Below are 20,356 nucleotides of genomic sequence, written 5' to 3'. Positions count from 1 at the left end.
TCACCCTCCTCCTCGCCCCTCCTGGCCGGACGTGCCGAGGACGGCGACACGCTTCGCCTCCTCGATCGAGAACGCGAATCCCGCATCCGGGTCGTGCAGCAGCCGCTCCGTGGCGGCCGCATGCCGGCGCACGCCGGGGGAGCCGTTCGTCGTCGCGGCGCTCAGCGTCGGAAGGATCACCTCGCCGAGGGCGATCAGCGCCCGGCTGAGGCTCAGCCAGGTCTCCCTCCCGCCGCGCCCGAGCTGCGTCGCCAGCGCCTCCGCCAGCTCGGCCCGCTCGACCTCGGGCACCAGCACGACCGCCGCCCGCCACGCGCTCCGCGCCACCTCGTCGTCGGCGTCGGACAACAGCTCCCGTGTGATGACCGGCCACGCCCGCCGGTCCCCGATCTTGGACAGGGTGTGCAGCGCCTGGCTCCGCGCCCGCGGCACCTCCGAGCGGACCTCGCCGAGGAGTCCCGGGAGGGTGAGGGACGGCGCGTGCCGCGTGAGTGCCCAGGTGAGCATCTCGCGCACGGAGAAGTCGGGCTCGACGGCGCACCGCTCGACGAGCGGGCCGACGAAGCGCGGGTCGGGGGCCGTGCCGATCGCCAGCGCTGCCCGCAGCCGTACCGACGAACTGCCGTCCCCCAGGCCCTGGAGAGCGCGGGTCGCGACCTCGTCGTGGGTCGTCATGGTCATGGGGACCACCTCCTTGCCCGGCAGTCAAGACCTTGTCATCGTGTCAAGGTCAAGCCCGGCGCCACGCCGAGCCCGCCGGCGTGGTCGCCCTACCGCCGTGCGACCGCCACCGCCGCCGCGTACGACGGCGCGACCCGTACGTCGGCGAGCGACCAGCCCGGTACGGCGGCCGGCTCGGCGCCCAGCCCCGTGTACGTACGGTCGAGGCCCCCGGCCAGCCCTTCTCCCGTGCCCTTGAGGTACGCCTCCTTGCGCGCCCAGCACCGCGCGAACGCGGCGGGCCGCGCCTCCGCGGGCAGTGCCGCGAACTCCTCGCGCTCCCGGGGGTGCAGGCTGTCCGCGACGAGGGCCGACACCTCGGCCTCGGGATGCGCCTCGACGTCCACGCCCACGGGCGTCGAGGCGATGGCGACGAGCGCCAGGTCCCCGCTGTGGGAGAGCGAGAAGTGGAACCCGGCGTCCCGTACCGCGGGCCGGCCGTGCGGACCTCCGCAGACCGGGCAGTCCTCCCGCACGAACACCACGTCTTCCGCACGTGTCCCCAGGCAGTGCCCGAGCAGCCGCCGAAGCCCGCCGTGCGCCGCGAGGTAGCGGGCCCGGTGGTCGGCCCGTACCAGGGCCTTCCACCGGCGGAGTTCCTCGGCGTCCAGGAGGGCGGGCGCGCCGGGGTCATCCGCCATGGGCAGCAACCAGAGCGCCACGGTTCCGTCGGCGACGGGCGGCACGGCCGACTCCGGCGTGCGGCCGGCGCGCAGCACCTGTACGGGGCTGATCTCCATGGTCATGCCACCATTCTGCACCGGTCGCGCCGGCCGGGTTCGCGCGCGTCGGGCCGCGGGGGCGCCGAGTCGCCCGCGGGGGGCGGCCCGGGGCGGGCGGCCGCCTCAACCCGTGGCCGCCCCGAACCACTTCGGCAGGTGGGCGAGCAGCTCCCGCTGGTCCTCGCCCACCCAGGCGACGTGGCCGTCCGGTCGCAACAGAACGGCGGGAGCGTCCAGTTCCTCGCTGACGTCGGCGACGAGGTCGACCCGGTCCGCCCAGCCCCCGACCGAGAGCCGGCCGGTCTGGTCGAGGAGCAGCCCACGGCCCTCGTGCATCCGCTCGTAGAGGCGCCCGTGCTTCAGCTGCACGTCGCGCAGTCGCCTGCCCAGCAGTGCGTCGCCCTCGCCGAAGTCGTACCGCACCGAGATCGCCGTGATCTTCTCGATGAGGTACCGGTTGACGTCGTCGAACTCCACGAGTTCCGTGAGCAGTCGGCGCACCGCCTGCGCGCCCGGCTCGGTCGACATCAGTTGGATCTGCGCGCGGGTGTTGTCCAGGACGTCCGTGGCCACCGGGTGCCGCTCGGCGTGGTAGCTGTCGAGCAGCCCCTCGGGCGCCCAGCCGGCGACCGTGGCGGCCAGCTTCCAGCCCAGGTTGAACGCGTCCTGGATACCGAGGTTGAGCCCCTGCCCCCCGGTCGGCGGGTGGATGTGGGCGGCGTCGCCCGCGAGGAACACCCGGTCGACCCGGTAGTGCTCGGCCTGCCGGGTCGCGTCGCCGAAGCGGGACAGCCAACGCGGCGCGTGCGCACCGAAGTCCGTGCCGGCGATCGCCCGCAGCTGCTGCTTGAACTCGTCGAGCGTCGGCGTGGCCGAGCGGTCCTCGGCCACCCCCTCGGCGGGCACGATGACCCGGAACAGCCCGTCGCCCAAGGGCATGGCGCCGAAACGCAGTTGGGTCTTGCGGACCTCGGTGATCACCGCGGTCAGCTCCTCCTGGCCGGCTGTCAGCTCCATCTCGCCCAGCAGCGTCTCCATCCGGGAGGGCTCGCCGGGGAAGGCCACGCCGAGCAGCTTGCGCACCGTGCTGCGGCCGCCGTCGCAGCCGACGACGTACCGCGCGCGGAGCTCCTCGCCGTCGGCCAGTGCGACGGTGACGCCGTCCTCGTCCTGACTCAGGCCGACCACTTCGCGGCCCCGGCGGATCTCGGCGCCGACCTCCGTCGCGTGCTCGGTCAGCAGCCGCTCGGTGACCTGCTGCGGAATGGCGAGGACGTACGAGTGGGCCGTGTCCAGCCGCTCCGGCCACGTCTTGGCGAGTCCGGCGAAGAAGCCGCCGACCGCGACCTGCTGCCCGAGTCCGAGGAACCGGTCCAGCAGACCGCGCTGGGCCATCACCTCGATGCTGCGCACGTGCAGACCCTGGGCGCGGGACTGCCGGGTGGGCTCCGCCTCCTTGTCCAGCACGAGCACGTGGACGCCGTGCAGCCGCAGCTCGCCGGCCAGCATCAGGCCGGTCGCACCACTGCCCACAACGATCACGTCAAACATGAGAACCGCCCCGTTTCGATTGATTGCGTCGAGCCGGCCGCCGGTCATGGGTCCCCGAGCGGCGCGCGCTCGCCGATCGTGCGAGCGCGTCGATTTCCGCAGGTCACTGGCTACGGCTGGAGATTCTGCACCAGGATGGGGGCCTTGCCGCAAGGCCCCCTGTGCGCTATACATTGAGAGTGGCGAGGAGATGTTTCAGCTCCTTGCCTTTCTCTTTTTCTTCGCCCTCGCCGATACCGACGGCTTCGGCCGGCGGGGCTTCGCGCTCGGATCCGAGCCGGTCGACCACTCGCGTGTTACTGGTTGGTAGGGCATGCTGGCGGCCAACCATCCACACGGCCGGGGGCTGAGGTAGCGGTGACGACTTTCGAGGAACAGGCCACGGTGCACGCCTTCCGGGACGACGCACTCGGGGAGCACGACGCCGTCGGGCTCGCCGCTGCGATCCGGCGGGGCGAGGTCGGCGCCGCCGAGGTCGCCCGGGACGCGGCCGAGCGCGTACGGGACGTCGAGGACCGGCTCCACGCGATCCAGGTCCGCATCGACGCCCCCGCGTACGCCACCGGGCCGGGCCACGGTGCCTTCGCCGGCGTGCCGACCTTCGTCAAGGACAACACCGACTACCTCGGACTGCCCACCGGCCACGGCAGCGCCGCGTTCACCCCGCGTGTCGCCCGGCGCCACGCGCCCTTCACCCGGCAGCTCCTGAGCAGCGGCGTCACGGTCCTCGGCAAGACCCGGCTGCCCGAGTTCGGATTCAGCCCCGCCACGGAGTACGAGACCGCCGAACCGGTCCGCAACCCGTGGAACACCGGCTGTTCGGCGGGTGGTTCGTCGGGCGGCAGCGCGGCGCTCGTCGCCGCCGGAGCGGTGCCGATCGCCCATGCCAACGACGGCGGCGGCTCGATCCGCATCCCCGCCGCCTGCTGCGGGCTCGTCGGACTCAAGCCGACCCGCGGCCGGGTCGTGACCAACGCCCAGAGCCGTCAACTGCCCCTGGACATCGTCTCCGACGGCATCGTGAGCCGTTCGGTACGGGACACCGCCGCGTTCCTCGCCGCCGCCGAGACCCATTGGCGCAATCCGAAACTGCCGCCCCTCGGTCTGGTCGAGGGACCCTCCGAACGACGCCTGCGCATCGGGTTCCTAGTCGACTCGCCGAACGGCGTCCACGCCGACACCGCGACCCGGACCGCCGTCATGGACACCGTCACGACGCTCCAACGGCTCGGCCACACCGTGGAGCCGGTCGAACTGCGCCTCGACCCCCGCTTCACCGACGACTTCCTCACGTACTGGGGCATGCTGTCCTTCCTCCTCGGCGTCACGGGCCGGACGCTCGGTCCGGACTTCGACCGGCACCGGATGGACGGCCTCAGCCGGGGGCTGCGCGAGGAGTACCTGAAGAGCTGGCGGCGCACACCGGCCGTGCTGCGGAGGCTGAAGCGGACGCGGGAGGCGTACGCGGCGGCGTTCCGCGGGCTCGACCTCGTCCTCACGCCCGTACTGGCGCACACCACGCCGCGGATCGGTCACCTCAGCCCGACCGTGCCGTACGCGACGCTGGTCGAGCGGATCCTCGCGTACGTCGCCTTCACACCGGTCAACAACGTCGTCGGGACACCCTCGATCTCGGTTCCCGCCACGAGCGCGACCGAGGACGGGGTGCCCATCGGCGTCATGTTCTCCGGCCGCCCCGGCAGCGAAAGGACGCTGCTCGACGTGGCGTACACGCTGGAGGCCAACCGCCCGTTCCGGCGCATCCAGGACGTCTGACCGGCCTGCGACTCAGGGGAGACCGAGGCTTCGGAGGGGCGGCGGCGCGGAGGAGACCGCTCTCGGGGGAGGCCGGCGGCCCGGAGGCGGCCTGATCAGCTGTCGCCGCCGAGCGCCCGCTCCAGCTGCGCCTTGTTCATCTTCGAACGGCCGTCGAGCTTCCGGCGCCTGGCCTCTTCGTAGAGCTGGTCGTACGTGCGCCCCTGGGCGCCGCTGTGGGAGCGCCGGCCACCGCGCTCGCCGGACGACATGTCCTCCAGGGACAGCCGGCTCGCCGTCCTGGACTCGCCGTGCCGCGCCCGCTCCTTGTTCACGGTGCGTGCGGCGATCTCCTCGGCGCGCTTCTCGCTCTCGCCGCGCTCCTCCGCGCTCTCCTTGATGTGCTCGTACTGCCGTTCCCGCTTCGGGCTGGATCCGCGAGGCATGACGTGCTCCTTCCTGTGTGCTCCGCGTCGGCACGTGCTCCGATCTCCCTGGTGCGCCGAGCGGTCTCCCGTGCGGATACCCGCCGCCCCTTCCCGCACTCCTCTCCCTCCGCTCACTCCTTCCGCTCCGCGGTGTGCCGGCTGCGGGCCCACAGCGGCAGGGCGAACCAGCACAGCAGGTACCAGGCCAGGACCCCGGCCACGAGCCACGGCACGATCTCGTTGTCGGTGGCCACCCGGAGGATGAGGACGAGGGCGCTCGTGAGGGTGGCGAGCAGGAGCAGGATCCCGATGAAGGTCAGCCGGGACGCCCACGTGACCGCCTGGGGTTTGATCCGCCGGCCGGCCACGAGACGGTGGAAGGAGACCGGGCCGATCAGAGCGCCGGTGGCGAGGGAGCCGAGGACCACCGTCACGATGTAGATCCCCTTGTCCGTCGACCCGAGGCTCTCGTACCGGGGGGTGAAGACGACCGTCAGGAGGAAGCCGAGGAGGATCTGCACACCGGTCTGGACCACCCGGATCTCCTGCATGAGGTCCTGCCACTGCCGGTCGGCACGCTCGTCCACGGTCTCGTCGCGCCCCCGCCCGGTGCCGAGGTCAGCCATCCGTCTCACCTTCCGGTTCGGGGGCCGCGCGGGGTGGAGGCCGTACGCCACGTGTTCCCTGCCCGGCCGCGTAGCAGCCGTACCGCCGTGACTCTTCGTCGCATCACACGAAAGCCGGTCGGGAGCAGAAGGGGGAGGAGACAGCAGCCGGGAGCGATCGAGAGCGGTCGGGCCCGGAAGGCCGTCACCGACCGCACCCGCAGCCCCGACCGCGCCGACCGCGCCACGCGGCCGGAGGTCTTCCGTTCGCCTCGCCCGGAGTCCTCGGCGTATCGTCGGCTGCAGCTCGCAATTCTGCGCCGACGGGAACCGGAGAGCCGGATGCCAAGGGATGCGACAGGGACGGGTGATGCCGGGCCGGTCGGTCCACGCCTGACGGCCGGGGTCCGGTGGAGCGGTGCCACGGCCGTCGTCACGGTGACGGGAGAGCTCGACCGCGACACCCAGGAGCCCCTGCACGCCGCGCTGGCCGATGCCCTGGACCGTCGCCCCGAACGGGTCGTCGTCGACTGCGAACGCCTCACGTTCTGTGACTCGACCGGTCTCAATCTGCTGCTCACGGCACGACTGGACGCGCGGGAGGCGGGTAGTCGGCTGGAGCTCGCCGCGCTGCGGCCGCCCGTGGACCGGGCCTTCGGCGTCACCGGCGTCGTCACGGTCTTCACGGTGCACGACGAGCTGCCCGCCGAACTGGCCGAGGGGGAGCACCTGTGAACGTCGCACGACATCGGACCGGTGGAGGCAGGGATGAGTGAACCGGTCCGGTTCAGGGGTCAGATCAGACGGCTCGTCCTGCGGAGCGGGGAGTCCGTGGTCGCGCGGTGCCGCGACTTCTGCCGGGTCGCGCTCGCCGACTGGGACTGGCCAGGTACGCCGGAGGGCACCGGGCTCACCGAGGTGGAACGGGACCTCGCGATCGAGGATGTCCTGCTGGTCGTCTCGGAAGCCGTGACCAACGCCTGTCTGCACGCCGGCGGTCCGACGGAGCTGGTCATCCGGCTCGTCCCCGTCGAGCCGGCGGGCGATGACGCGGAGAGTGACGCCCCGCCGGGCGCGAGGACCGGCACGGCCGGTGATCTGCGGATCGAGGTGAACGACGGCAGCGGGGGGATTCCGGCCCTCCGGCCACGAGGAGCGCCCGGGCAGCCGGGAGGCAACGGCCTGATCGTGATCGACCGGCTCACGCGCGCGTGGGGAGCCGTGCCCCAGGAGACCGGCAAGGCCTTCTGGATGGAGGTGGCGGCCCCGGTCCCGGAGCACGCGCCGCCGCTCGCTCCTGAGCACTCGCGGGCGGCGGCGGGCCGGGCCGGGTCCCCATGGCCGGCGCGTCCGGGGGACCCCGCTCGTCCGGGCGGCGGGGCGTCCCCCGACGGCGGCCCGTGAGCCGGGTGGCCCGCGACGGCCGTCCGTGACCTGCTGCCGCCGCTCGGCGACGGCCCGGATCAGCGCGGTGCCGGCGCGGCCGTCGGCTGCGGCGCCCCGTCCGTCGCCAGGGCCGTACGCAGCTCCTCGACGATGCGGGCGAGGAGTCGCGACACGTGCATCTGGGAGAGGCCGAGGCGCGCGCCGATCTGTGCCTGGGTCAGCTCGTCGCCGAACCGCAGCGCGAGGATCATCTGGTCGCGCTCGGACAGGGCGGCGACGAGAGGCTTCAGCGCCTCCAGGTTCTCGATCTTCTCGAAGGACTCGTCGTCGCTGCCCAGGCAGCGCGCGAGCATGCCCGGACCGCCGTCCTCGTCGTCGGCGGGGACGTCGAGCGAGCGGCTGGTGAACGCGTTCGCCGCGAGTCGCCCCTCGCGCAGCTCGGCTGCGGTGATGTGGAGATGGGCCTCCAGCTCCGCGTCCGTCGGCGGGCGGCCCAGCTCCTGTTCGAGGGCGTCGTGCGCCTTGGCCAGGTCGAGGCGGAGTTCCTGCAGGCGGCGCGGTACGTGGACGCTCCAGCTGGTGTCCCGCAGATGCCGCCGTATCTCACCGAGCACGGTCGGCAGGGCGAAGGACATGAACTCGTTGCCCCGCTCCGGGTCGAACCGGTTGATCGCCTTGATCAGGCCGACGGCGCCGACCTGGACGATGTCCTCCCAGGACTCGTGGGAGCGGCGGAAGCGGGTCGCGGCGTACTTGACCAGGCTGAGGTTCAGCTCGACGAGGGTGTTGCGCACGTACGAGTAGTCCGCCGAGCCCTCGTCCAGTGAGCGCAGCCGCTCGAAGAGGACCGTCGAGAGCGCGCGGGCGTCCGCGGTGCTCACCGAGAGAGGATCCGCGATCTCCGGTAGTCCGGCGGTCGGCCCGGGGTCGGGCGGGACGGGCCGGCGGACGGTGCTGCGGTGGTTCGACATGAAGGCTCCTCGTCGGAGGTCCCTAGGGGCTCATACCCTCAGCTGTCGCACACGAGCAGTACACCGTGGGTGACAGAGGGGAAAAAGCGGGGTGAACACGGTGAATCAGGGGAATGTGAGAAATCCGTAGAACGAGGGGGAATGCGTACGAGCCGTCGGGGCAGGGGCCCGTTGAAAGCCCGGGGAGGAGGGGGAGAGGGCGGCGGGGGCCGAAACCGAGACCGGGTGGGAGCACAGTGATCACAGGACATGGCACGGCGCATCCGATGCCGGACGGGGACCGGCGCTTCGTCCCGCAGGACGCGGCCGAGGCCCGCGCCCGCGTGGCGGAGGCGCTGGAGGTGGCCGCGACGGGAGCGGGCGGGCCGCCGTCCCCCACCGCCGTCGGGGACGCGCTGCTCGTGACGTCCGAGCTGGTGACCAACGCGCTGCGGCACGGGGGAGGCCTCACCGGCTTCGGTGTGGCACTCGGCCCGGGCGCCGTGACGATCACCGTCGCGGACGCGAGCGGTGAGCTGCCCCGTCTCGCGGACGGCCGCGGCACGGGCCGCGTCTCCGGTCCGGCGGAGGGGGGCTTCGGTTGGCCCCTGGTCAGGCTGCTCGCGCAGGAGATCAGGCTCTCCCTGCTGCCGGAGGGCGGCAAGACCATCGAGGTACGGCTGCCGCTTCATTGAGTCCGTCCCGTCGTCGGCGGAGGGAAGAGCGCTCCGGTGCCGGTCAGCTGGAACAGGCGGGCCATCCGGGGACTCACCGGGCCGAGCGAGAGGGGCGTGCGGGGGCGGCGGTGCCCGTCGCGGCGTCGGCGCGGGACGGTGGCCCGGGCGGCGGGTGCGGCCCGATCGGGCAGGCCGGGCGTCCGGCCCGGTACGCCCTCCTCGGTGCGTGCGACCCATGCGGCGCGCGCGGTGAGGAGAGCGCCCAGACCGGCGCAGTCGCAGAAGGTCACGGCCGCGAGGTCGAGCGTGACCCCCTCCGGGTGCGCATGGAGGGCGGTGAGCAGGCTCCGGCACAGGTGAGGGGCGGTGGCGCTGTCGACCTCGCCGCTGACGACGACAGTGCCGTCCGGCGCGATCTTCACGGTCATCCGCGCGTCCACGGTCGCGGGCCGGATGCCGGTGTCACCGGCGGATGCCCGGAGATCGGTGGCGCGGTCGGGAACGGGGTGCATGGTGAACTCCCATGGTCCAGCCAAGCCTGGTCTTTCTGTCCTTATCGTCCTCTTCATCCCATAACACGTCAATCATTACATGAGATGGTTTTCCGGTCTTGCGGATCGCGATTAAAACGCCACATAATGGGCGCATGAGTGACAGGTCAGGCGATCGTCAGTCATGGACCTTCCTGACGAATCACGCACGGGTGCTCGTGGTGATCGCCAGAGATCCCGACGTACGGCTGCGCGATGTCGCCTCCGCGTGCGGGATCACCGAGCGAACGGTGCAGGCGATCGTCGCCGACCTGGAGAACGCCGGATACCTCACGCACGCGCGCGAAGGCCGGCGTAACCGCTACCGTCTGGCCCCCGGCAAGCGTTTCCGGCACCCGCTGGAGGGTGACTACGAGATCACGGGTCTTCTCGACCTGCTCAAGGCGGCCCCCGGCGACGGCGCCCAGGGGCGCGGCACCCGGCTGAGCGACGTCCGCCGGGCGTCCTACGCCGGAGCGGCCGACGCCGCTCCGGTGGTCGACGCCGATGCGGGCGCCACGGACCCGTCGCCCGGCCGCGGGAGCGGTGACGCCGCCCCCATGGCCGACGCCGGGCTGGGCGACGCCGCCCCGCTGTCCCGCCCGGGGGAGGTGGACCCGGGCGCCGAGGACCGCCCCGGGAGTGCCGCTCCCGGCGCCGAGCCCTCCACGGGGACGAGCGCCGCCGGCCCTCCGCCGGGTCTCGACTCCTAGTGACCGGCAACGGGGACAGGCGTCCACCGGCACGCGAAGGGCCCCTGTCCGAGACTCCGGACACGTCTGACGGAGGTCAACGTAATGTCCGACATCTGCGGAATGGTCTGCTCCACGGCGAACTCCGCGCGTCCCGCCGGATTGACGCGGAAGCGCCGGGCGCCCTTCGCCGCCCCCGGGCCCGCCCCGTCGTGTGCTAGCCGTCGAGGAACTCGGCGCACCGGTAGGGCCCGAGTGCCGGGCCTTCCGCCTGACGCAGCGTGACCTCCACGTCGTCCGTCCCGACCTTCGGGTCCAGGACGGACTGGGCCCGGGCCAGCGTGCACACCAGCTGCCCCGTACCCTGGTCCCGGCCCGTCCCCGCGTACGGCTCCTCCAGGCGCACCGTGACCTCCGCGCCCCGGCCCGTCACCGTGTAGCCGCCGAGCTCGACGAGATTGGTCAGGCCGTCACGCTGCTCGGCGGGCGGTGGGCCGCTCGCGAGCAGCTTCACCACCGAGGCGAGGTTCTCGACCTCCCTGTCGAGCACGGGCACGCCCCGAAGCCCGTTGTCCGACGCGTAGTACAGCCGGATCCCGCGCGTCAGCCCGGTCGCCGGCTCGCCCGCGCCTATCACCCCCGTCGGCTGCACACCGCACCCCACCAGGGCGGCCCCGAGGACGGAGACCAGCACTCCCGCCCGTACCCTCACTCCGCGTCCTCTCCCGTACGCCGAAGGGGCAGCCACAGGGTGAACACCGCGCCGCCCTGCGGTCCTTCGGCGACGCCGATCGTGCCGCCGTGCAGCCGCGCGTTCTCCAGGGCGATCGCCGTCCCGAGGCCGCTGCCCTGTCCGCCGGTGTCGGCCGCGCTCCGCGTCCGGGCCGCGTCCGCCTTGTAGAAGCGGTCGAAGACCCGCTCCCGCGCCTCCGGCGGCAGCCCCGGGCCGTGGTCGGCGACCTCCAGGGTCACCCATTCGTCCTCGTCGCCCGCGTGAGGGCTCGTGACTGTCGTCGGGTCCGTCGACGGGAGCGTCGTCGAACGACGGGCCGGGCCCGTCCTCGTCGCGAGGGTCACGGTGACCGGCGGCGCTCCGTGCCGCAGCGCGTTGCCCACCAGGTTCGCCACGATCACATCGACTCGCCGCCGGTCGACCACCGCCCTTACGCCCTCGGCGAGACGGACCTCCACCCGCTCGGTCCAGCCGCGCAGCGCGAGGGAAGCCCGTACGGCGTCGGCGAGATCGGCCTCGGTCGCGTTCAGCCGGATGGCGTTCGCGTCGAAACGGGAGATCTCCATCAGGTCCTCGACGAGCCGCGCCAGCCGCGCCGTCTCCGCGCCCACCGTGCGGGCCGCCCGCGCCGCGTCCGGAGGCAGCTGGTCGGCGTCCTCTTCCAGGACGGTCGCCACCATCGTCATCGCCGCGAGCGGTGTGCGCAGCTCGTGCGACACGTCCGCGACGAAGCGGCGTGCCTTCGCCTCCTGCTCGCGCAGGCGCGCGTCGGAGGCCTGCAGGGCGTCCGCCGTCTCGTTGAACGTCCTCGCCAGATCGGCGAGTTCGTCGTGCCCCTTGACCTCGACACGGCTGCCGAGGTCGCCCTCCGCGAGTTCACCTGTGGCCCGCCCCAGTTTCCGTACGGGACGCAGGACCGTTCCGGCGGCGAGCAGCGCCAGGAGGGCGGCCACCACCACCACAGGCAGGATTCCCGCCCGTACGGAGTCCAACAGGGCCGCGGTGTCGTCGCGTTCGGCCCGGAGATCGGTGATCGCGAAGACCTCGAGGCCCGAGAAGCGGCGGTCGCCGTCGGCGTACGTCACGGGCATGCCGACCACCAGGTACGGCTCGTCCCGCCACATCACCCGCTGGAACCGGGTCCCGTCCCCGGCCCGTACGGCGCTCCGCAGCTCGACGGTGATCCGGCCCTCCGTGTCGGCGAGCGGATCGGACACCGCGACGAGGTCCTGGTAGCGGGCGACGACGATCCGGGCGCCGAGGCCGTCCGACACCTTCGCCGCGAACCGGCCCAGCGACCGCTGGTCGGGCGGCAGGTCGAAGTCCGCCGCGACCGCGGTGACGCGCGCCCGTACGTCGTTCACGGCGGCGTCCTGGGTGCGCCGGAGGACGGCGGTCCGCGCGTCCCGGTAGGCGAGCGCGGTAGCGGTCACCGCGCTGATGAGCGCGACGACGACGAAGGTCACGACGAGCCGGGTCCGCAGCCCTCCGACGAGCCGCCGGGAGCGCCGTCTGGGGGAGCCCCCGGCGGGCTCGGCGCCGGCCGCGCGACCCGTACGGCCGGTCCCGCTCACAGCGGCCCGAAGCGGTAGCCGAAGCCCCGCACCGTCTGGACGTACCGCGGTCTCGCCGGTACGTCCTCCAGCTTCGCCCGCAGCCGGCCGACCGCCGCGTCCACCAGCCGGGAGTCACCGAGGAACGTGTGGTCCCAGACCGAGGCGAGGAGCTGCTCGCGGCTGAACACCCGGCCGGGCGAGGCGGACAGTTCGAGGAGCAGCCGCAGCTCCGTGGGCGGAAGCGGGATCACGGCCCCGTGCTTGGTGACGGTGAGTCCGGCGCGGTCGATCACCAGACCGGCGAAGTCCTCGCCGCCGGGAGGCCGAGCACCCGCCGCTCCCACCGGCCCCGGCGCTCCGGTCGGCTCGGCGCGTCGCAGTGCGGCCCGGATGCGGGCCTCCAGGACGGGTGCGGTGACCGGCTTGACCACGTAGTCGTCGGCACCGGCCTCCAGACCGGTCACGATGTCGTGGTCGTCCCCGCGCGCGGTCAGCATGATGACCGGAAGCGTCGCCGTACGGGCGCGGACGCGGCGGCACACCTCGAAACCGTCCATTCCCGGCAGCATCAGGTCGAGGACGGCCAGCTCGATCCTCGCGCCGTCCGGGGCGTCGAGCAGCGCGAGCGCCTCCTCGCCGGTGGCCGCCGTGTCGACGTCGTAGCCGTGCCGGCGCAGCACGAGTTCCATTCCGTCCCGTACGGACGCGTCGTCCTCGATCAGCAGTACATGCGGCATGCCGTCGATTATGGGTGCCGCGTGGGCCTGTCCGGTGCCCCGATCGGGCCTCGATGCGCAGGTCGGGGGCATTGTTACGTTCTCATCATGTCGCCATGGAATCGCCATCACGTGGCATGGCGAGAGTGAGGGGCATGACCCCGAAGACACTTTCCCGAGCCGTTCCCCGTGCCCGTCACCACGGCCTCCGCCCCGCCGTCCCTGGCGCCACCGTCGCCCGGCTGCGGCTGACCGCCCTCGCCGTGCTCCCCGTCCTCGCCCTCTCCGCCGCGTGCGGCAGCGGCGACGACAGCGCCGTCGGCGCCGGGAAGAACGACGAGATCGCGTCGGTGCCGGAGACCACCACCGCCTCGCCCGCCGCGCCGAACGGCACCGCCCCCGCCGCCCGGCCCGCGGGGAAGAGCGCCTTCTACGACGCGCAGATGGACTACGTCCGGTGCATGCGCGTCAAGGGCGGCTACAAGGACTTCCCCGACCCCAAGCTCAGCGGGCACCTGGACTGGGGCAAGGTCGAGGAGATCTCCTCCCGGCCCGGCCAGATGGAGGCCGCCAAGGGCGGCAGGAACGGCGTCTGTGTCGACGAGCTCCAGAAGGTCATGCTGGCCGAGCCCGAGCGGGACCAGCAGAAGGACTACGAGTCGATGCTGGCGCACGCCAAGTGCATGCGGGACAACGGCGTCTCCCGGTTCACCAACCCGACGATGAGCGGCGGCAACGCCCAGCCGGGCGGCGACCCCAACCCGGCGTCCCCGACCATCGACGGAGACTCACCGGCGTACAGGCAGGCCCGCGAGGCCTGCAAGACGAAGCTGCTCGACGGTCTGGACGGCATGCAGTGAAGCGCCGTACCGCCCTCCGCACGCTCGGCGCGGTGACGGCCGCCGCCGTCACCGGGGGAGCCGTCCTCCTGGGGGACTTCGGACTCCTCGGCGAGGGCGCCGACGGGTCCGGCGCCGCCGGGAAGGGCGGCGATCTGCCGCCCGCCACCGCGACCGTGGTACGGACCGACCTCGTCCAGTCCAAGACGGTCGACGGCACGCTCGACTTCGCGCAGCGCCGGCCCGTCAAGGCCGCGGTCGACGGAACCGTCACGGTCGCCGCCACCGAGGGCAGGACGCTGACCAGGGGGCAGGCGCTGTACGAGCTGAACGACAAGCCCGTCAGCCTCCTCTACGGCCCCGTCCCGATGTTCCGCGAGATGAGGACCGGTGACCGGGGCAGCGACGTCCTCCAACTGGAGCGCAATCTGCGCGACCTGGGGTACGGAACCGGGGTCCACGTCGACCCGCGCTACGACAAGGACACCGAGGCGGCGGTCGAACGGTGGCAGAAGTCCCTGAACCGCGAGCCCACCGGAAGGGTCGGCCGAGGCGATGTCGTCTTCCAGCCCGGCCCGGTCAAGGTGGTCTCCGTCGACGCGGCGCTCGCCGACCAGGTCGGCCCCGGGGGAACCGTCCTGACCGTGGCCTCCACCCGACCCGTCGTCCGGGCCCACCTGGAGCAGACCGACGGCGCGCTCACCGCGGCCGGCACCAAGGTCGAGGTCACGCTGCCCAGCGGGAGGATCGTGGCCGGGCGGGTCGCCGGGACCGTACGCCCGGAGGCGGCCGGCTCGGCGGCCGGTGCCGTGTCGCAGGAGGGCATCGTCGTCGAGGTCGTGCTCGACGGCGGGGCGCGCGCAGTGTCCGGCGAGGACGCCAGGGCGTCGGCGAGCGTGAAGTTCGTCAGCGAGGCCCGCAGGGGAGTCCTCGCGGTTCCCGTCGAGGCGGTCCTCGCCCTGCGCGGCGAGAACGGCGGTTACGGCCTCCAGATCGTCCAGGGCACCACCACCAGGACGATACGGGTGGAGACGGGCATGACCGCCGACGGGCAGATCGAGGTCAGCGGTGCCGACGTGAAAGAAGGCCTGAAGATCGGAATGGCGGCCTCATGAACCAGGACCGCACGAGGGCCGCCAGAGGCTCACGTCCCACCCAGCCCCAGCCCCAGCCCCAGCCCCTGCCCCAGCCCCTGCCCCAGCCCCTGCCCCAGCCCCTGCCCCAGCCCCTGTCCCCGCCCCCGAATCAGCCCCGGACCGGCCCCCGGGCCGCGACCGCCCTCCGGACCGAGGACGCCCCCACCCCCACCCCCGTCGTCGAGCTGCGGGACGCCGGAAAGTCGTACCCCGGCGGTGTCCACGCCCTGCGCGGAGTGAACCTCACGGTCGGCGAAGGCGAACTGCTCGCCGTCGTCGGCCCCTCAGGGTCCGGCAAGTCCACGATGCTCCACGTCATGGGCACCCTCGACAAGCCCACCAGCGGCACCGTACGGATCGCCGGACACGACGTGTCCACGCTCTCCGACAAGCGGCTCTCCGCACTCCGCGCCCGCCACATCGGCTTCGTGTTCCAGCACTTCCATCTCGCGGCGGGACGCGACGCCGTCGACAACGTCGCCGACGGGCTCCTGTACGCGGGCGTGCCGCTCCGGGAACGCCGGGCGCGGGCCCGGTCCGCGCTGGACCGGGTACGCCTGGGCCACCGCCGCTCCCACCTGCCGAACGAGCTGTCCGGCGGCGAGAAGCAGCGCGTGGCCATCGCCCGCGCGCTGGTGGGGGAGCCCCGGCTGCTGCTCGCGGACGAGCCCACAGGTGCCCTCGACACCGCCTCGGGGGAGGTCGTCATGGAGCTGCTGCACGAGCTGCACGCCGCGGGCACCACGATCTGCGTCATCACCCACGACAACGAGATCGCGGACTCGCTGCCGCGCCGGGTCCGCTTCAAGGACGGCGGGATCGTCGCGGACGAGCGAGGCGTCCTTCCCCGTGAAGGAGCCGCGCCGTGAAGGCCACTCTCAAGCCCTCACGCCTCTCCGCGGGCGACGTCCTCCGGGTCGGCGCGGTCGGTCTCCGCGCGCGCCGCGCGCGCGTGGTGCTGTCCGCGCTCGGCATCGCCATCGGCATCGCGACCATGGTCGCGGTCGTCGGTCTCTCCGAGTCCAGCCGCGCGGACCTGATGGCCCGGCTCGACCGGCTCGGCACCAACCTCCTCACCGCCGAGGCGGGCAAGGACGCGCTGGGCAAGGAGATCAAACTCCCCGAGAACGCGGTCGCGATGGTCGAGCGCATCGGCCCCGTCCGGCACGCCACCGGGACGGCGGACGTCGATGCCCGGATCCGGCGCAGCGATCTGGTCCCCGAGGAGCGCACCGCCGGCGTCACCGCCCAGGCGGTCCGCACCGACCTCCTGGCCGCGCTCGGTGGTGAGGTGGACAAGGGCACCTGGCTGGACCCGGCCGGGGAACGGCTTCCGGTCACGGTCCTCGGAGCGGTGGCCGCCGACCGGCTCGGCATCACCCGCAGCGGCGAGACGATCATGATGAACGACACCCGCGTGGTCGTCGTCGGCATTCTGAAACCGCTCGAACTCGTCCCGAACCTCGACCGGGTGGCGATGGTCGGATTCCCCGCTGCCGAGCGCCACTTCGGCTTCGACGGCCACCCGACGACCATCTTCGAGCGTTCCACGGACGCCTCGGTGGAGGACGTACGGGCGATCCTGGCCCGCACGATCAGTCCCGGCGGCGAGGCGGGCGTCAAGGTCTCGCGGCCCTCCGACGCGCTGGCCGCCAAGGCCGCCACCGACAAGGGCCTGACGACCCTGATGCTGGGCCTGGGTGCGGTGGCCCTCCTGGTCGGCGGCGTCGGCGTCGCCAACACCATGGTCATCTCGGTCCTGGAGCGTCGTCAGGAGATCGGCCTGCGCCGCTCCCTCGGCGCGACCCGCAACGCGATCCGGCTCCAGTTCCTCACCGAGTCACTGCTGCTGTCCGCCCTGGGCGGGGCGGTGGGAGCCCTGCTCGGCGCGGCGGCGACGTACGGCTTCGCGCGGGTCCAGGGCTGGACGGCGGTCGTCCCGCCCTGGTCCCTCGCGGGCGGCCTCGCGGCCACCCTGATGATCGGGGTGATCGCCGGGCTCTACCCGGCGATCCGTGCCTCGCGCCTCCACCCGACGGTGGCGCTCAACGCGACGTGACCGTGGGGTCTCCGTCGTGCGGGTGCGGGTCGGTGGGCCGGAGGAACCTGGCCGACTTCCGGGCGAGGACGGAGGCGAAGAACTCGGGCGCGTCGTCGGGGCGCATCCGGGCGAGGGAGACCATGCCGGTGATCACGGCGTCGACCACCTCCTCCTGCACCTGCTCCCAGTCGTGGCTGCGGCCCTTGCGGGGATTCACCGCCCGGACCCCGAGGACGGCCTGCGCGGCCTCGCCGACCTCCTCCGAGAGCTTGAGCACCTGCAGCGTCCACTGCTCCTCCGCGGCGAGCCCCCGCCCGGTGTCGAACTCCGTGAACAGCGAGGCGAGCGAACGGATCGTGTCCCAAGGGTCGTCGTCCCTCACGGGGTCTCCTCTGGTACGCCGACGGTGGCTGGGTGCGGAGGGCGGCCTACTTGCCCCGGCGGATGCGGGCGGCCTGCCTCGCCTCGGCCGTCTTGCGGGCCTCGGCGGCCTTGCGGGACTCGTTCTTGGCGCGGCCCGGGCGGCCGGGGACGGTGCCCACGCCGCGGAAGGCCGCCCCGCCGCGCTTGGTGCCCTCCTGGCTGGGCGCGGCGCCGCCGACGGGCACGCCCGAGGGAGTACGGGCACCGGTGATGCGGCTCAGCGCGGCCTCGCCCGACCGGACCTTGGTGACCTGGGGGCGGATGCCGGCGTCGGCCATGAGCCGGGCCACGTCACGCTGCTGCTCGGGGGTGACCAGGGTGACGACGACCCCGGACTCTCCTGCGCGCGCGGTGCGTCCGCCGCGGTGCAGGTAGTCCTTGTGGTCGGCGGGCGGGTCGACGTTGACGACGAGGTCGAGCTCGTCGACGTGGATGCCGCGCGCCGCCACGTTGGTGGCGACCAGGACCGGGACCTCGCCGGTCCTGAAGCGGTCCAGGGTGCGGGTCCGCAGCGGCTGGGACTTGTCGCCGTGCAGGGCGGCGGCGCGCACGCCGCTGCCGAGGAGGTGCTTGGTGAAGCGGTCGACGGAGGCCTTCGTCGCCAGGAACATGATGACCCGGCCTTCGCGGGCGGCGATCTCCGTGGCGGTGGCGAACTTGTCGGCCCCGTGCACATGGAGCACATGGTGGTCCATCGTGGAGACGGTCGCCGCCGACGGGTCGACGGAGTGGACGACCGGGTCCGTGAGGTACCGCTCCACCAGGAGGTCGACGTTGCGGTCGAGCGTGGCGGAGAACAGCATCCGCTGCCCCTCGGCGGACACCAGGTCGAGGAGTTCGGTGACCTGCGGCATGAAGCCCATGTCGGCCATCTGGTCCGCCTCGTCGAGGACGGTCACGGTCACCCGCTCCAGTCGGCAGTCCTTGCGCTCGACGAGGTCCATGAGCCGGCCCGGCGTGGCGATCAGGACCTCGGCCCCGTCGCGCAGCGCCGTGGCCTGCCGGCCGATCGACATGCCGCCGACGACGGTGGCCAGACGCAGCTTGAGGGCCCGGGCGAACGGGTCGAGGGCGTCCGTGACCTGCTGGGCCAGTTCGCGGGTGGGTACGAGGACCAGCGCGAGCGGCTTGCGGGCGTCGGCGCGCCGGCCGGCGACGCGGACCAGGAGGGGCAGGCCGAAGGCGAGGGTCTTGCCGGATCCGGTGCGTCCGCGTCCCAGGACGTCACGGCCCGCGAGGGCGTCGGGCAGGGTCGCGGACTGGATCGGGAACGGTGTGTCGACGCCGAGCCCGGCGAGGACCTCATGGACCGCGCCCGGCAGTGCGAGCTCGGCGAAGGTGGCGGCGGGCGGCAGGGCCGGGGTGCCGACCGGCAGCGCCGCCCATTCGTCCACGGCGCGGGTGCCGCGTCCTGCCCGGTCCGTTCGGGGTGCGCTGTTCGCGCCGTTCGTGTCGTTCATGGGTCCTCCTCGAAACGGTGCGCCTCGAGGAATTCGCGAAGGGCCGCGGGCCCGATGAATTACTGGAACGTACCGAATGCCACAGGCGTACGGATCCGGCCATGCCGAGGGTATGAAATCGGCAACCGGTCGTGAAAGCCCGGGAATGTTTGAAAAGCCTGGAAAATGCGACGAGCCGGGGCCCTCACCACACGGGTGAGGACACCGGCTGCGTCGGACGTGTCAACGTCAGGCGGGGAGGATGTTCTCCGCCTGGGGGCCCTTCTGGCCCTGCGTGACGTCGAAGGTCACCTTCTGGCCTTCCTGGAGCTCACGGAAGCCAGAGGTGGCGATGTTGGAGTAGTGGGCGAAGACGTCCGGGCCGCCACCCTCCTGCTCGATGAAGCCGAAGCCCTTTTCAGCGTTGAACCACTTCACGGTGCCGTTAGCCATGTCAATTCTCCTTCGGGGCGTAGCCCTGGGGGCCGCACTGTGCGGACCCCGGCGTCGCCGTGATGATTGCCCCGTCCGGAAAACTGCACCGAAAACACAGAAAGTGCCTGACGATGTCGAATCGTCAAAGGCACTTGTAAGTTTCTTTGGGAACCACGACTGCAACTGCTGTTGACTGTACCACGTCCCCTGCGCCCGTGCACGGGCGCAGGGAATTGCCTCAATTCTCGTGTCGCACGGAGCGCGAGGACATTGCCAGGACGAACGTGACCGTCATCAGCAGCGCCCATGCGCCGAACTTGGCGAGGGACACCGGCTGCCAGCCGTCCAGCTGGTCCGGATAGCTCCAGGCGCCGACGTACGTGGCCGCGTTCTCCGCCACCCAGAGGAAGAAGCCGATCAGGACGAACGACAGGGCCAGGGGCATCCGGTGGTCCCGTACGCCCACCCGGAACCGCACCCAGGTCCCCGCCGTCGTCACGAGGATCAGCGCCGCCAGGACCCAGCGGGCGTCGGGCAGCCAGTGGTGGCTGAAGAAGTTCACGTACACGGCGGCGGCGAGCACGGCCGTCGCGCGCGGCCGGTAGCCCGTCAGCCGCAGGTCGAACAGGCGCCGGGCCCGGCAGACGTAACTGCCGAGCGCCGCGTAGAGGAATCCGCCGTAGAGCGGCACCCCGCCGACCTTGGTCAGCGCCTCCTCCGGATAACTCCAGGAGCCCATCCGAACCTTGACCAACTCGAAGAGCAGGCCCGTGGCGTGACAGGCGGCGATCACCGCGATGTCCCGGCCGCTGTCCCAGCCGACCCTCCAGGCCACGACGGTGAGCCCGATCCCGTACAGCAGCAGCAGGTCGTACCGGGCGATCGGCAGCTCGGGCAGCAGGGACGAGACGGCGATCCCCCCGACGAGCGCGACGGCGAAGGCGCAGCACCGCGCCTCCAGCACCGCGAACCGCAGGAGCTGGCGCATCCCGTGCGTGAACGTGTCCATGCGGGGAGGGACG

Annotated in this window: 23 protein-coding genes; 9 read left to right on the top strand and 14 right to left on the bottom strand. The window is 72.6% G+C overall.

Annotated features, from left to right (window positions below):
• The 3 genes from OG392_RS04255 to rox all read right to left on the bottom strand — a co-directional run bounded on the left by OG392_RS04255 (position 1) and on the right by rox (position 2,993).
• Positions 1-681, bottom strand: a complete 681-nt coding sequence (locus OG392_RS04255; protein WP_329275729.1) for a HEAT repeat domain-containing protein — start codon at positions 679-681, stop codon at positions 1-3.
• An 89-nt stretch (positions 682-770) separates the two neighbouring features.
• Positions 771-1,466 (bottom strand): 4'-phosphopantetheinyl transferase family protein, encoded by a 696-nt coding sequence (locus OG392_RS04250; RefSeq protein WP_329275728.1) that lies wholly within the window; start codon positions 1,464-1,466, stop codon positions 771-773.
• 99 nt (positions 1,467-1,565) lie between these two features.
• The gene (rox, locus tag OG392_RS04245; protein WP_329275725.1) at positions 1,566-2,993 is read right to left on the bottom strand and encodes a rifampin monooxygenase; all 1,428 of its coding nucleotides are present in this window, start codon (positions 2,991-2,993) and stop codon (positions 1,566-1,568) included.
• 357 nt (positions 2,994-3,350) lie between these two features.
• Between rox and OG392_RS04240 the strand changes: the two genes are divergently transcribed.
• On the top strand, positions 3,351-4,769 hold the full coding sequence (locus OG392_RS04240) for an amidase (RefSeq protein ID WP_329275723.1): 1,419 nt from the start codon (positions 3,351-3,353) through the stop codon (positions 4,767-4,769).
• Positions 4,770-4,864: 95 nt separating this feature from the next.
• Here the strand turns inward: OG392_RS04240 and OG392_RS04235 are convergent, their stop codons facing one another.
• On the bottom strand, positions 4,865-5,194 hold the full coding sequence (locus OG392_RS04235; RefSeq protein ID WP_329275720.1) for a plasmid stabilization protein: 330 nt from the start codon (positions 5,192-5,194) through the stop codon (positions 4,865-4,867).
• A 113-nt stretch (positions 5,195-5,307) separates the two neighbouring features.
• On the bottom strand, positions 5,308-5,802 hold the full coding sequence (locus tag OG392_RS04230) for a DUF6328 family protein (protein ID WP_329275718.1): 495 nt from the start codon (positions 5,800-5,802) through the stop codon (positions 5,308-5,310).
• A 321-nt stretch (positions 5,803-6,123) separates the two neighbouring features.
• On the opposite strand from OG392_RS04230, the gene OG392_RS04225 reads away from it, so the two are divergent.
• Positions 6,124-6,516 (top strand): STAS domain-containing protein, encoded by a 393-nt coding sequence (locus OG392_RS04225; RefSeq protein WP_443054671.1) that lies wholly within the window; start codon positions 6,124-6,126, stop codon positions 6,514-6,516.
• A 33-nt stretch (positions 6,517-6,549) separates the two neighbouring features.
• The gene (locus OG392_RS04220; RefSeq protein ID WP_329275715.1) at positions 6,550-7,185 is read left to right on the top strand and encodes an ATP-binding protein; all 636 of its coding nucleotides are present in this window, start codon (positions 6,550-6,552) and stop codon (positions 7,183-7,185) included.
• Between the two features lie 59 nt (positions 7,186-7,244).
• On the opposite strand, the gene OG392_RS04215 is transcribed toward OG392_RS04220, so the two are convergent.
• Entirely contained in the window at positions 7,245-8,138 is an 894-nt protein-coding gene (locus OG392_RS04215) for a SigB/SigF/SigG family RNA polymerase sigma factor (RefSeq protein WP_329275712.1), read from the bottom strand.
• A gap of 266 nt (positions 8,139-8,404) precedes the next feature.
• Here OG392_RS04215 and OG392_RS04210 point away from each other — a divergent pair, with 266 nt between their 5' ends.
• A complete protein-coding gene (locus tag OG392_RS04210) occupies positions 8,405-8,812 on the top strand; it encodes an ATP-binding protein (protein WP_329275709.1) in 408 nt (135 codons plus the stop codon).
• Here OG392_RS04210 and OG392_RS04205 read toward each other — a convergent pair.
• Positions 8,806-9,306 (bottom strand): STAS domain-containing protein, encoded by a 501-nt coding sequence (locus tag OG392_RS04205; protein ID WP_329275707.1) that lies wholly within the window; start codon positions 9,304-9,306, stop codon positions 8,806-8,808. The genes OG392_RS04210 and OG392_RS04205 overlap by 7 nt on opposite strands.
• A gap of 134 nt (positions 9,307-9,440) precedes the next feature.
• On the opposite strand from OG392_RS04205, the gene OG392_RS37510 reads away from it, so the two are divergent.
• Complete coding sequence (locus OG392_RS37510) at positions 9,441-10,037, top strand: helix-turn-helix transcriptional regulator (protein WP_443054669.1); 597 nt, start codon at positions 9,441-9,443, stop codon at positions 10,035-10,037.
• Between the two features lie 196 nt (positions 10,038-10,233).
• On the opposite strand, the gene OG392_RS04195 is transcribed toward OG392_RS37510, so the two are convergent.
• The 3 genes from OG392_RS04195 to OG392_RS04185 are packed head-to-tail and all read right to left on the bottom strand — an operon-like array spanning position 10,234 to position 13,042.
• A complete protein-coding gene (locus OG392_RS04195) occupies positions 10,234-10,728 on the bottom strand; it encodes a hypothetical protein (RefSeq protein WP_329275704.1) in 495 nt (164 codons plus the stop codon).
• A complete protein-coding gene (locus OG392_RS04190; RefSeq protein ID WP_443054668.1) occupies positions 10,725-12,323 on the bottom strand; it encodes an ATP-binding protein in 1,599 nt (532 codons plus the stop codon). The genes OG392_RS04195 and OG392_RS04190 overlap by 4 nt, the downstream gene beginning before the upstream one ends.
• Positions 12,320-13,042, bottom strand: a complete 723-nt coding sequence (locus OG392_RS04185) for a response regulator transcription factor (protein ID WP_329275702.1) — start codon at positions 13,040-13,042, stop codon at positions 12,320-12,322. Before OG392_RS04185 ends, OG392_RS04190 begins: the two co-directional genes overlap by 4 nt.
• Positions 13,043-13,176: 134 nt before the next feature.
• On the opposite strand from OG392_RS04185, the gene OG392_RS04180 reads away from it, so the two are divergent.
• The 4 genes from OG392_RS04180 to OG392_RS04165 are packed head-to-tail and all read left to right on the top strand — an operon-like array spanning position 13,177 to position 17,055.
• Positions 13,177-13,881: a hypothetical protein gene (locus OG392_RS04180; RefSeq protein WP_329275700.1), complete on the top strand. Its 705-nt coding sequence runs from the start codon at positions 13,177-13,179 to the stop codon at positions 13,879-13,881.
• Entirely contained in the window at positions 13,878-14,975 is a 1,098-nt protein-coding gene (locus tag OG392_RS04175) for a peptidoglycan-binding domain-containing protein (RefSeq protein ID WP_329275697.1), read from the top strand. The genes OG392_RS04180 and OG392_RS04175 overlap by 4 nt, the downstream gene beginning before the upstream one ends.
• Positions 14,972-15,865 carry an ABC transporter ATP-binding protein gene (locus OG392_RS04170; protein ID WP_329275694.1) on the top strand — a complete coding sequence of 298 codons (894 nt, stop codon included), beginning with the start codon at positions 14,972-14,974 and terminating at the stop codon, positions 15,863-15,865. Before OG392_RS04175 ends, OG392_RS04170 begins: the two co-directional genes overlap by 4 nt.
• Entirely contained in the window at positions 15,862-17,055 is a 1,194-nt protein-coding gene (locus OG392_RS04165) for an ABC transporter permease (protein WP_329275692.1), read from the top strand. The genes OG392_RS04170 and OG392_RS04165 overlap by 4 nt, the downstream gene beginning before the upstream one ends.
• Here the strand turns inward: OG392_RS04165 and OG392_RS04160 are convergent.
• From OG392_RS04160 to OG392_RS04145, 4 genes are all read right to left on the bottom strand, one after another.
• Complete coding sequence (locus tag OG392_RS04160) at positions 17,042-17,419, bottom strand: MazG-like family protein (protein ID WP_329275690.1); 378 nt, start codon at positions 17,417-17,419, stop codon at positions 17,042-17,044. The two genes, OG392_RS04165 and OG392_RS04160, sit on opposite strands and share 14 nt — an antisense overlap.
• A gap of 46 nt (positions 17,420-17,465) precedes the next feature.
• Positions 17,466-18,920 (bottom strand): DEAD/DEAH box helicase, encoded by a 1,455-nt coding sequence (locus tag OG392_RS04155; protein ID WP_329275687.1) that lies wholly within the window; start codon positions 18,918-18,920, stop codon positions 17,466-17,468.
• A 228-nt stretch (positions 18,921-19,148) separates the two neighbouring features.
• Complete coding sequence (locus OG392_RS04150; protein ID WP_030218719.1) at positions 19,149-19,352, bottom strand: cold-shock protein; 204 nt, start codon at positions 19,350-19,352, stop codon at positions 19,149-19,151.
• Positions 19,353-19,572: 220 nt separating this feature from the next.
• Positions 19,573-20,343 carry a DUF817 domain-containing protein gene (locus OG392_RS04145; RefSeq protein ID WP_329275684.1) on the bottom strand — a complete coding sequence of 257 codons (771 nt, stop codon included), beginning with the start codon at positions 20,341-20,343 and terminating at the stop codon, positions 19,573-19,575.
• Between the last annotated feature and the right edge of the window lie 13 nt (positions 20,344-20,356).

The organism is Streptomyces sp. NBC_00691, assembly GCF_036226665.1.
In the GTDB taxonomy this organism is placed as follows: domain Bacteria; phylum Actinomycetota; class Actinomycetes; order Streptomycetales; family Streptomycetaceae; genus Streptomyces.
The sequence above is the reverse complement of the archived record's forward strand: the minus strand, read 5'-3'. Positions and strand labels throughout refer to the sequence as shown.

Bases quoted from the DNA above. Each gene is read 5' to 3' on its own strand.
- OG392_RS04255 (WP_329275729.1), bottom strand. From the start codon at position 681: ATGACCATGACGACCCACGACGAGGTCGCGACCCGCGCTCTCCAGGGC.
- OG392_RS04250 (WP_329275728.1), bottom strand. From the start codon at position 1,466: ATGACCATGGAGATCAGCCCCGTACAGGTGCTGCGCGCCGGCCGCACG.
- rox (WP_329275725.1), bottom strand. From the start codon at position 2,993: ATGTTTGACGTGATCGTTGTGGGCAGTGGTGCGACCGGCCTGATGCTG.
- OG392_RS04235 (WP_329275720.1), bottom strand. From the start codon at position 5,194: ATGCCTCGCGGATCCAGCCCGAAGCGGGAACGGCAGTACGAGCACATC.
- OG392_RS04230 (WP_329275718.1), bottom strand. From the start codon at position 5,802: ATGGCTGACCTCGGCACCGGGCGGGGGCGCGACGAGACCGTGGACGAG.
- OG392_RS04225 (WP_443054671.1), top strand. From the start codon at position 6,124: ATGCCAAGGGATGCGACAGGGACGGGTGATGCCGGGCCGGTCGGTCCA.
- OG392_RS04220 (WP_329275715.1), top strand. From the start codon at position 6,550: ATGAGTGAACCGGTCCGGTTCAGGGGTCAGATCAGACGGCTCGTCCTG.
- OG392_RS04215 (WP_329275712.1), bottom strand. From the start codon at position 8,138: ATGTCGAACCACCGCAGCACCGTCCGCCGGCCCGTCCCGCCCGACCCC.
- OG392_RS04210 (WP_329275709.1), top strand. From the start codon at position 8,405: ATGCCGGACGGGGACCGGCGCTTCGTCCCGCAGGACGCGGCCGAGGCC.
- OG392_RS04205 (WP_329275707.1), bottom strand. From the start codon at position 9,306: ATGCACCCCGTTCCCGACCGCGCCACCGATCTCCGGGCATCCGCCGGT.
- OG392_RS37510 (WP_443054669.1), top strand. From the start codon at position 9,441: ATGAGTGACAGGTCAGGCGATCGTCAGTCATGGACCTTCCTGACGAAT.
- OG392_RS04185 (WP_329275702.1), bottom strand. From the start codon at position 13,042: ATGCCGCATGTACTGCTGATCGAGGACGACGCGTCCGTACGGGACGGA.
- OG392_RS04180 (WP_329275700.1), top strand. From the start codon at position 13,177: ATGACCCCGAAGACACTTTCCCGAGCCGTTCCCCGTGCCCGTCACCAC.
- OG392_RS04170 (WP_329275694.1), top strand. From the start codon at position 14,972: ATGAACCAGGACCGCACGAGGGCCGCCAGAGGCTCACGTCCCACCCAG.
- OG392_RS04155 (WP_329275687.1), bottom strand. From the start codon at position 18,920: ATGAACGACACGAACGGCGCGAACAGCGCACCCCGAACGGACCGGGCA.
- OG392_RS04150 (WP_030218719.1), bottom strand. From the start codon at position 19,352: ATGGCTAACGGCACCGTGAAGTGGTTCAACGCTGAAAAGGGCTTCGGC.
- OG392_RS04145 (WP_329275684.1), bottom strand. From the start codon at position 20,343: ATGGACACGTTCACGCACGGGATGCGCCAGCTCCTGCGGTTCGCGGTG.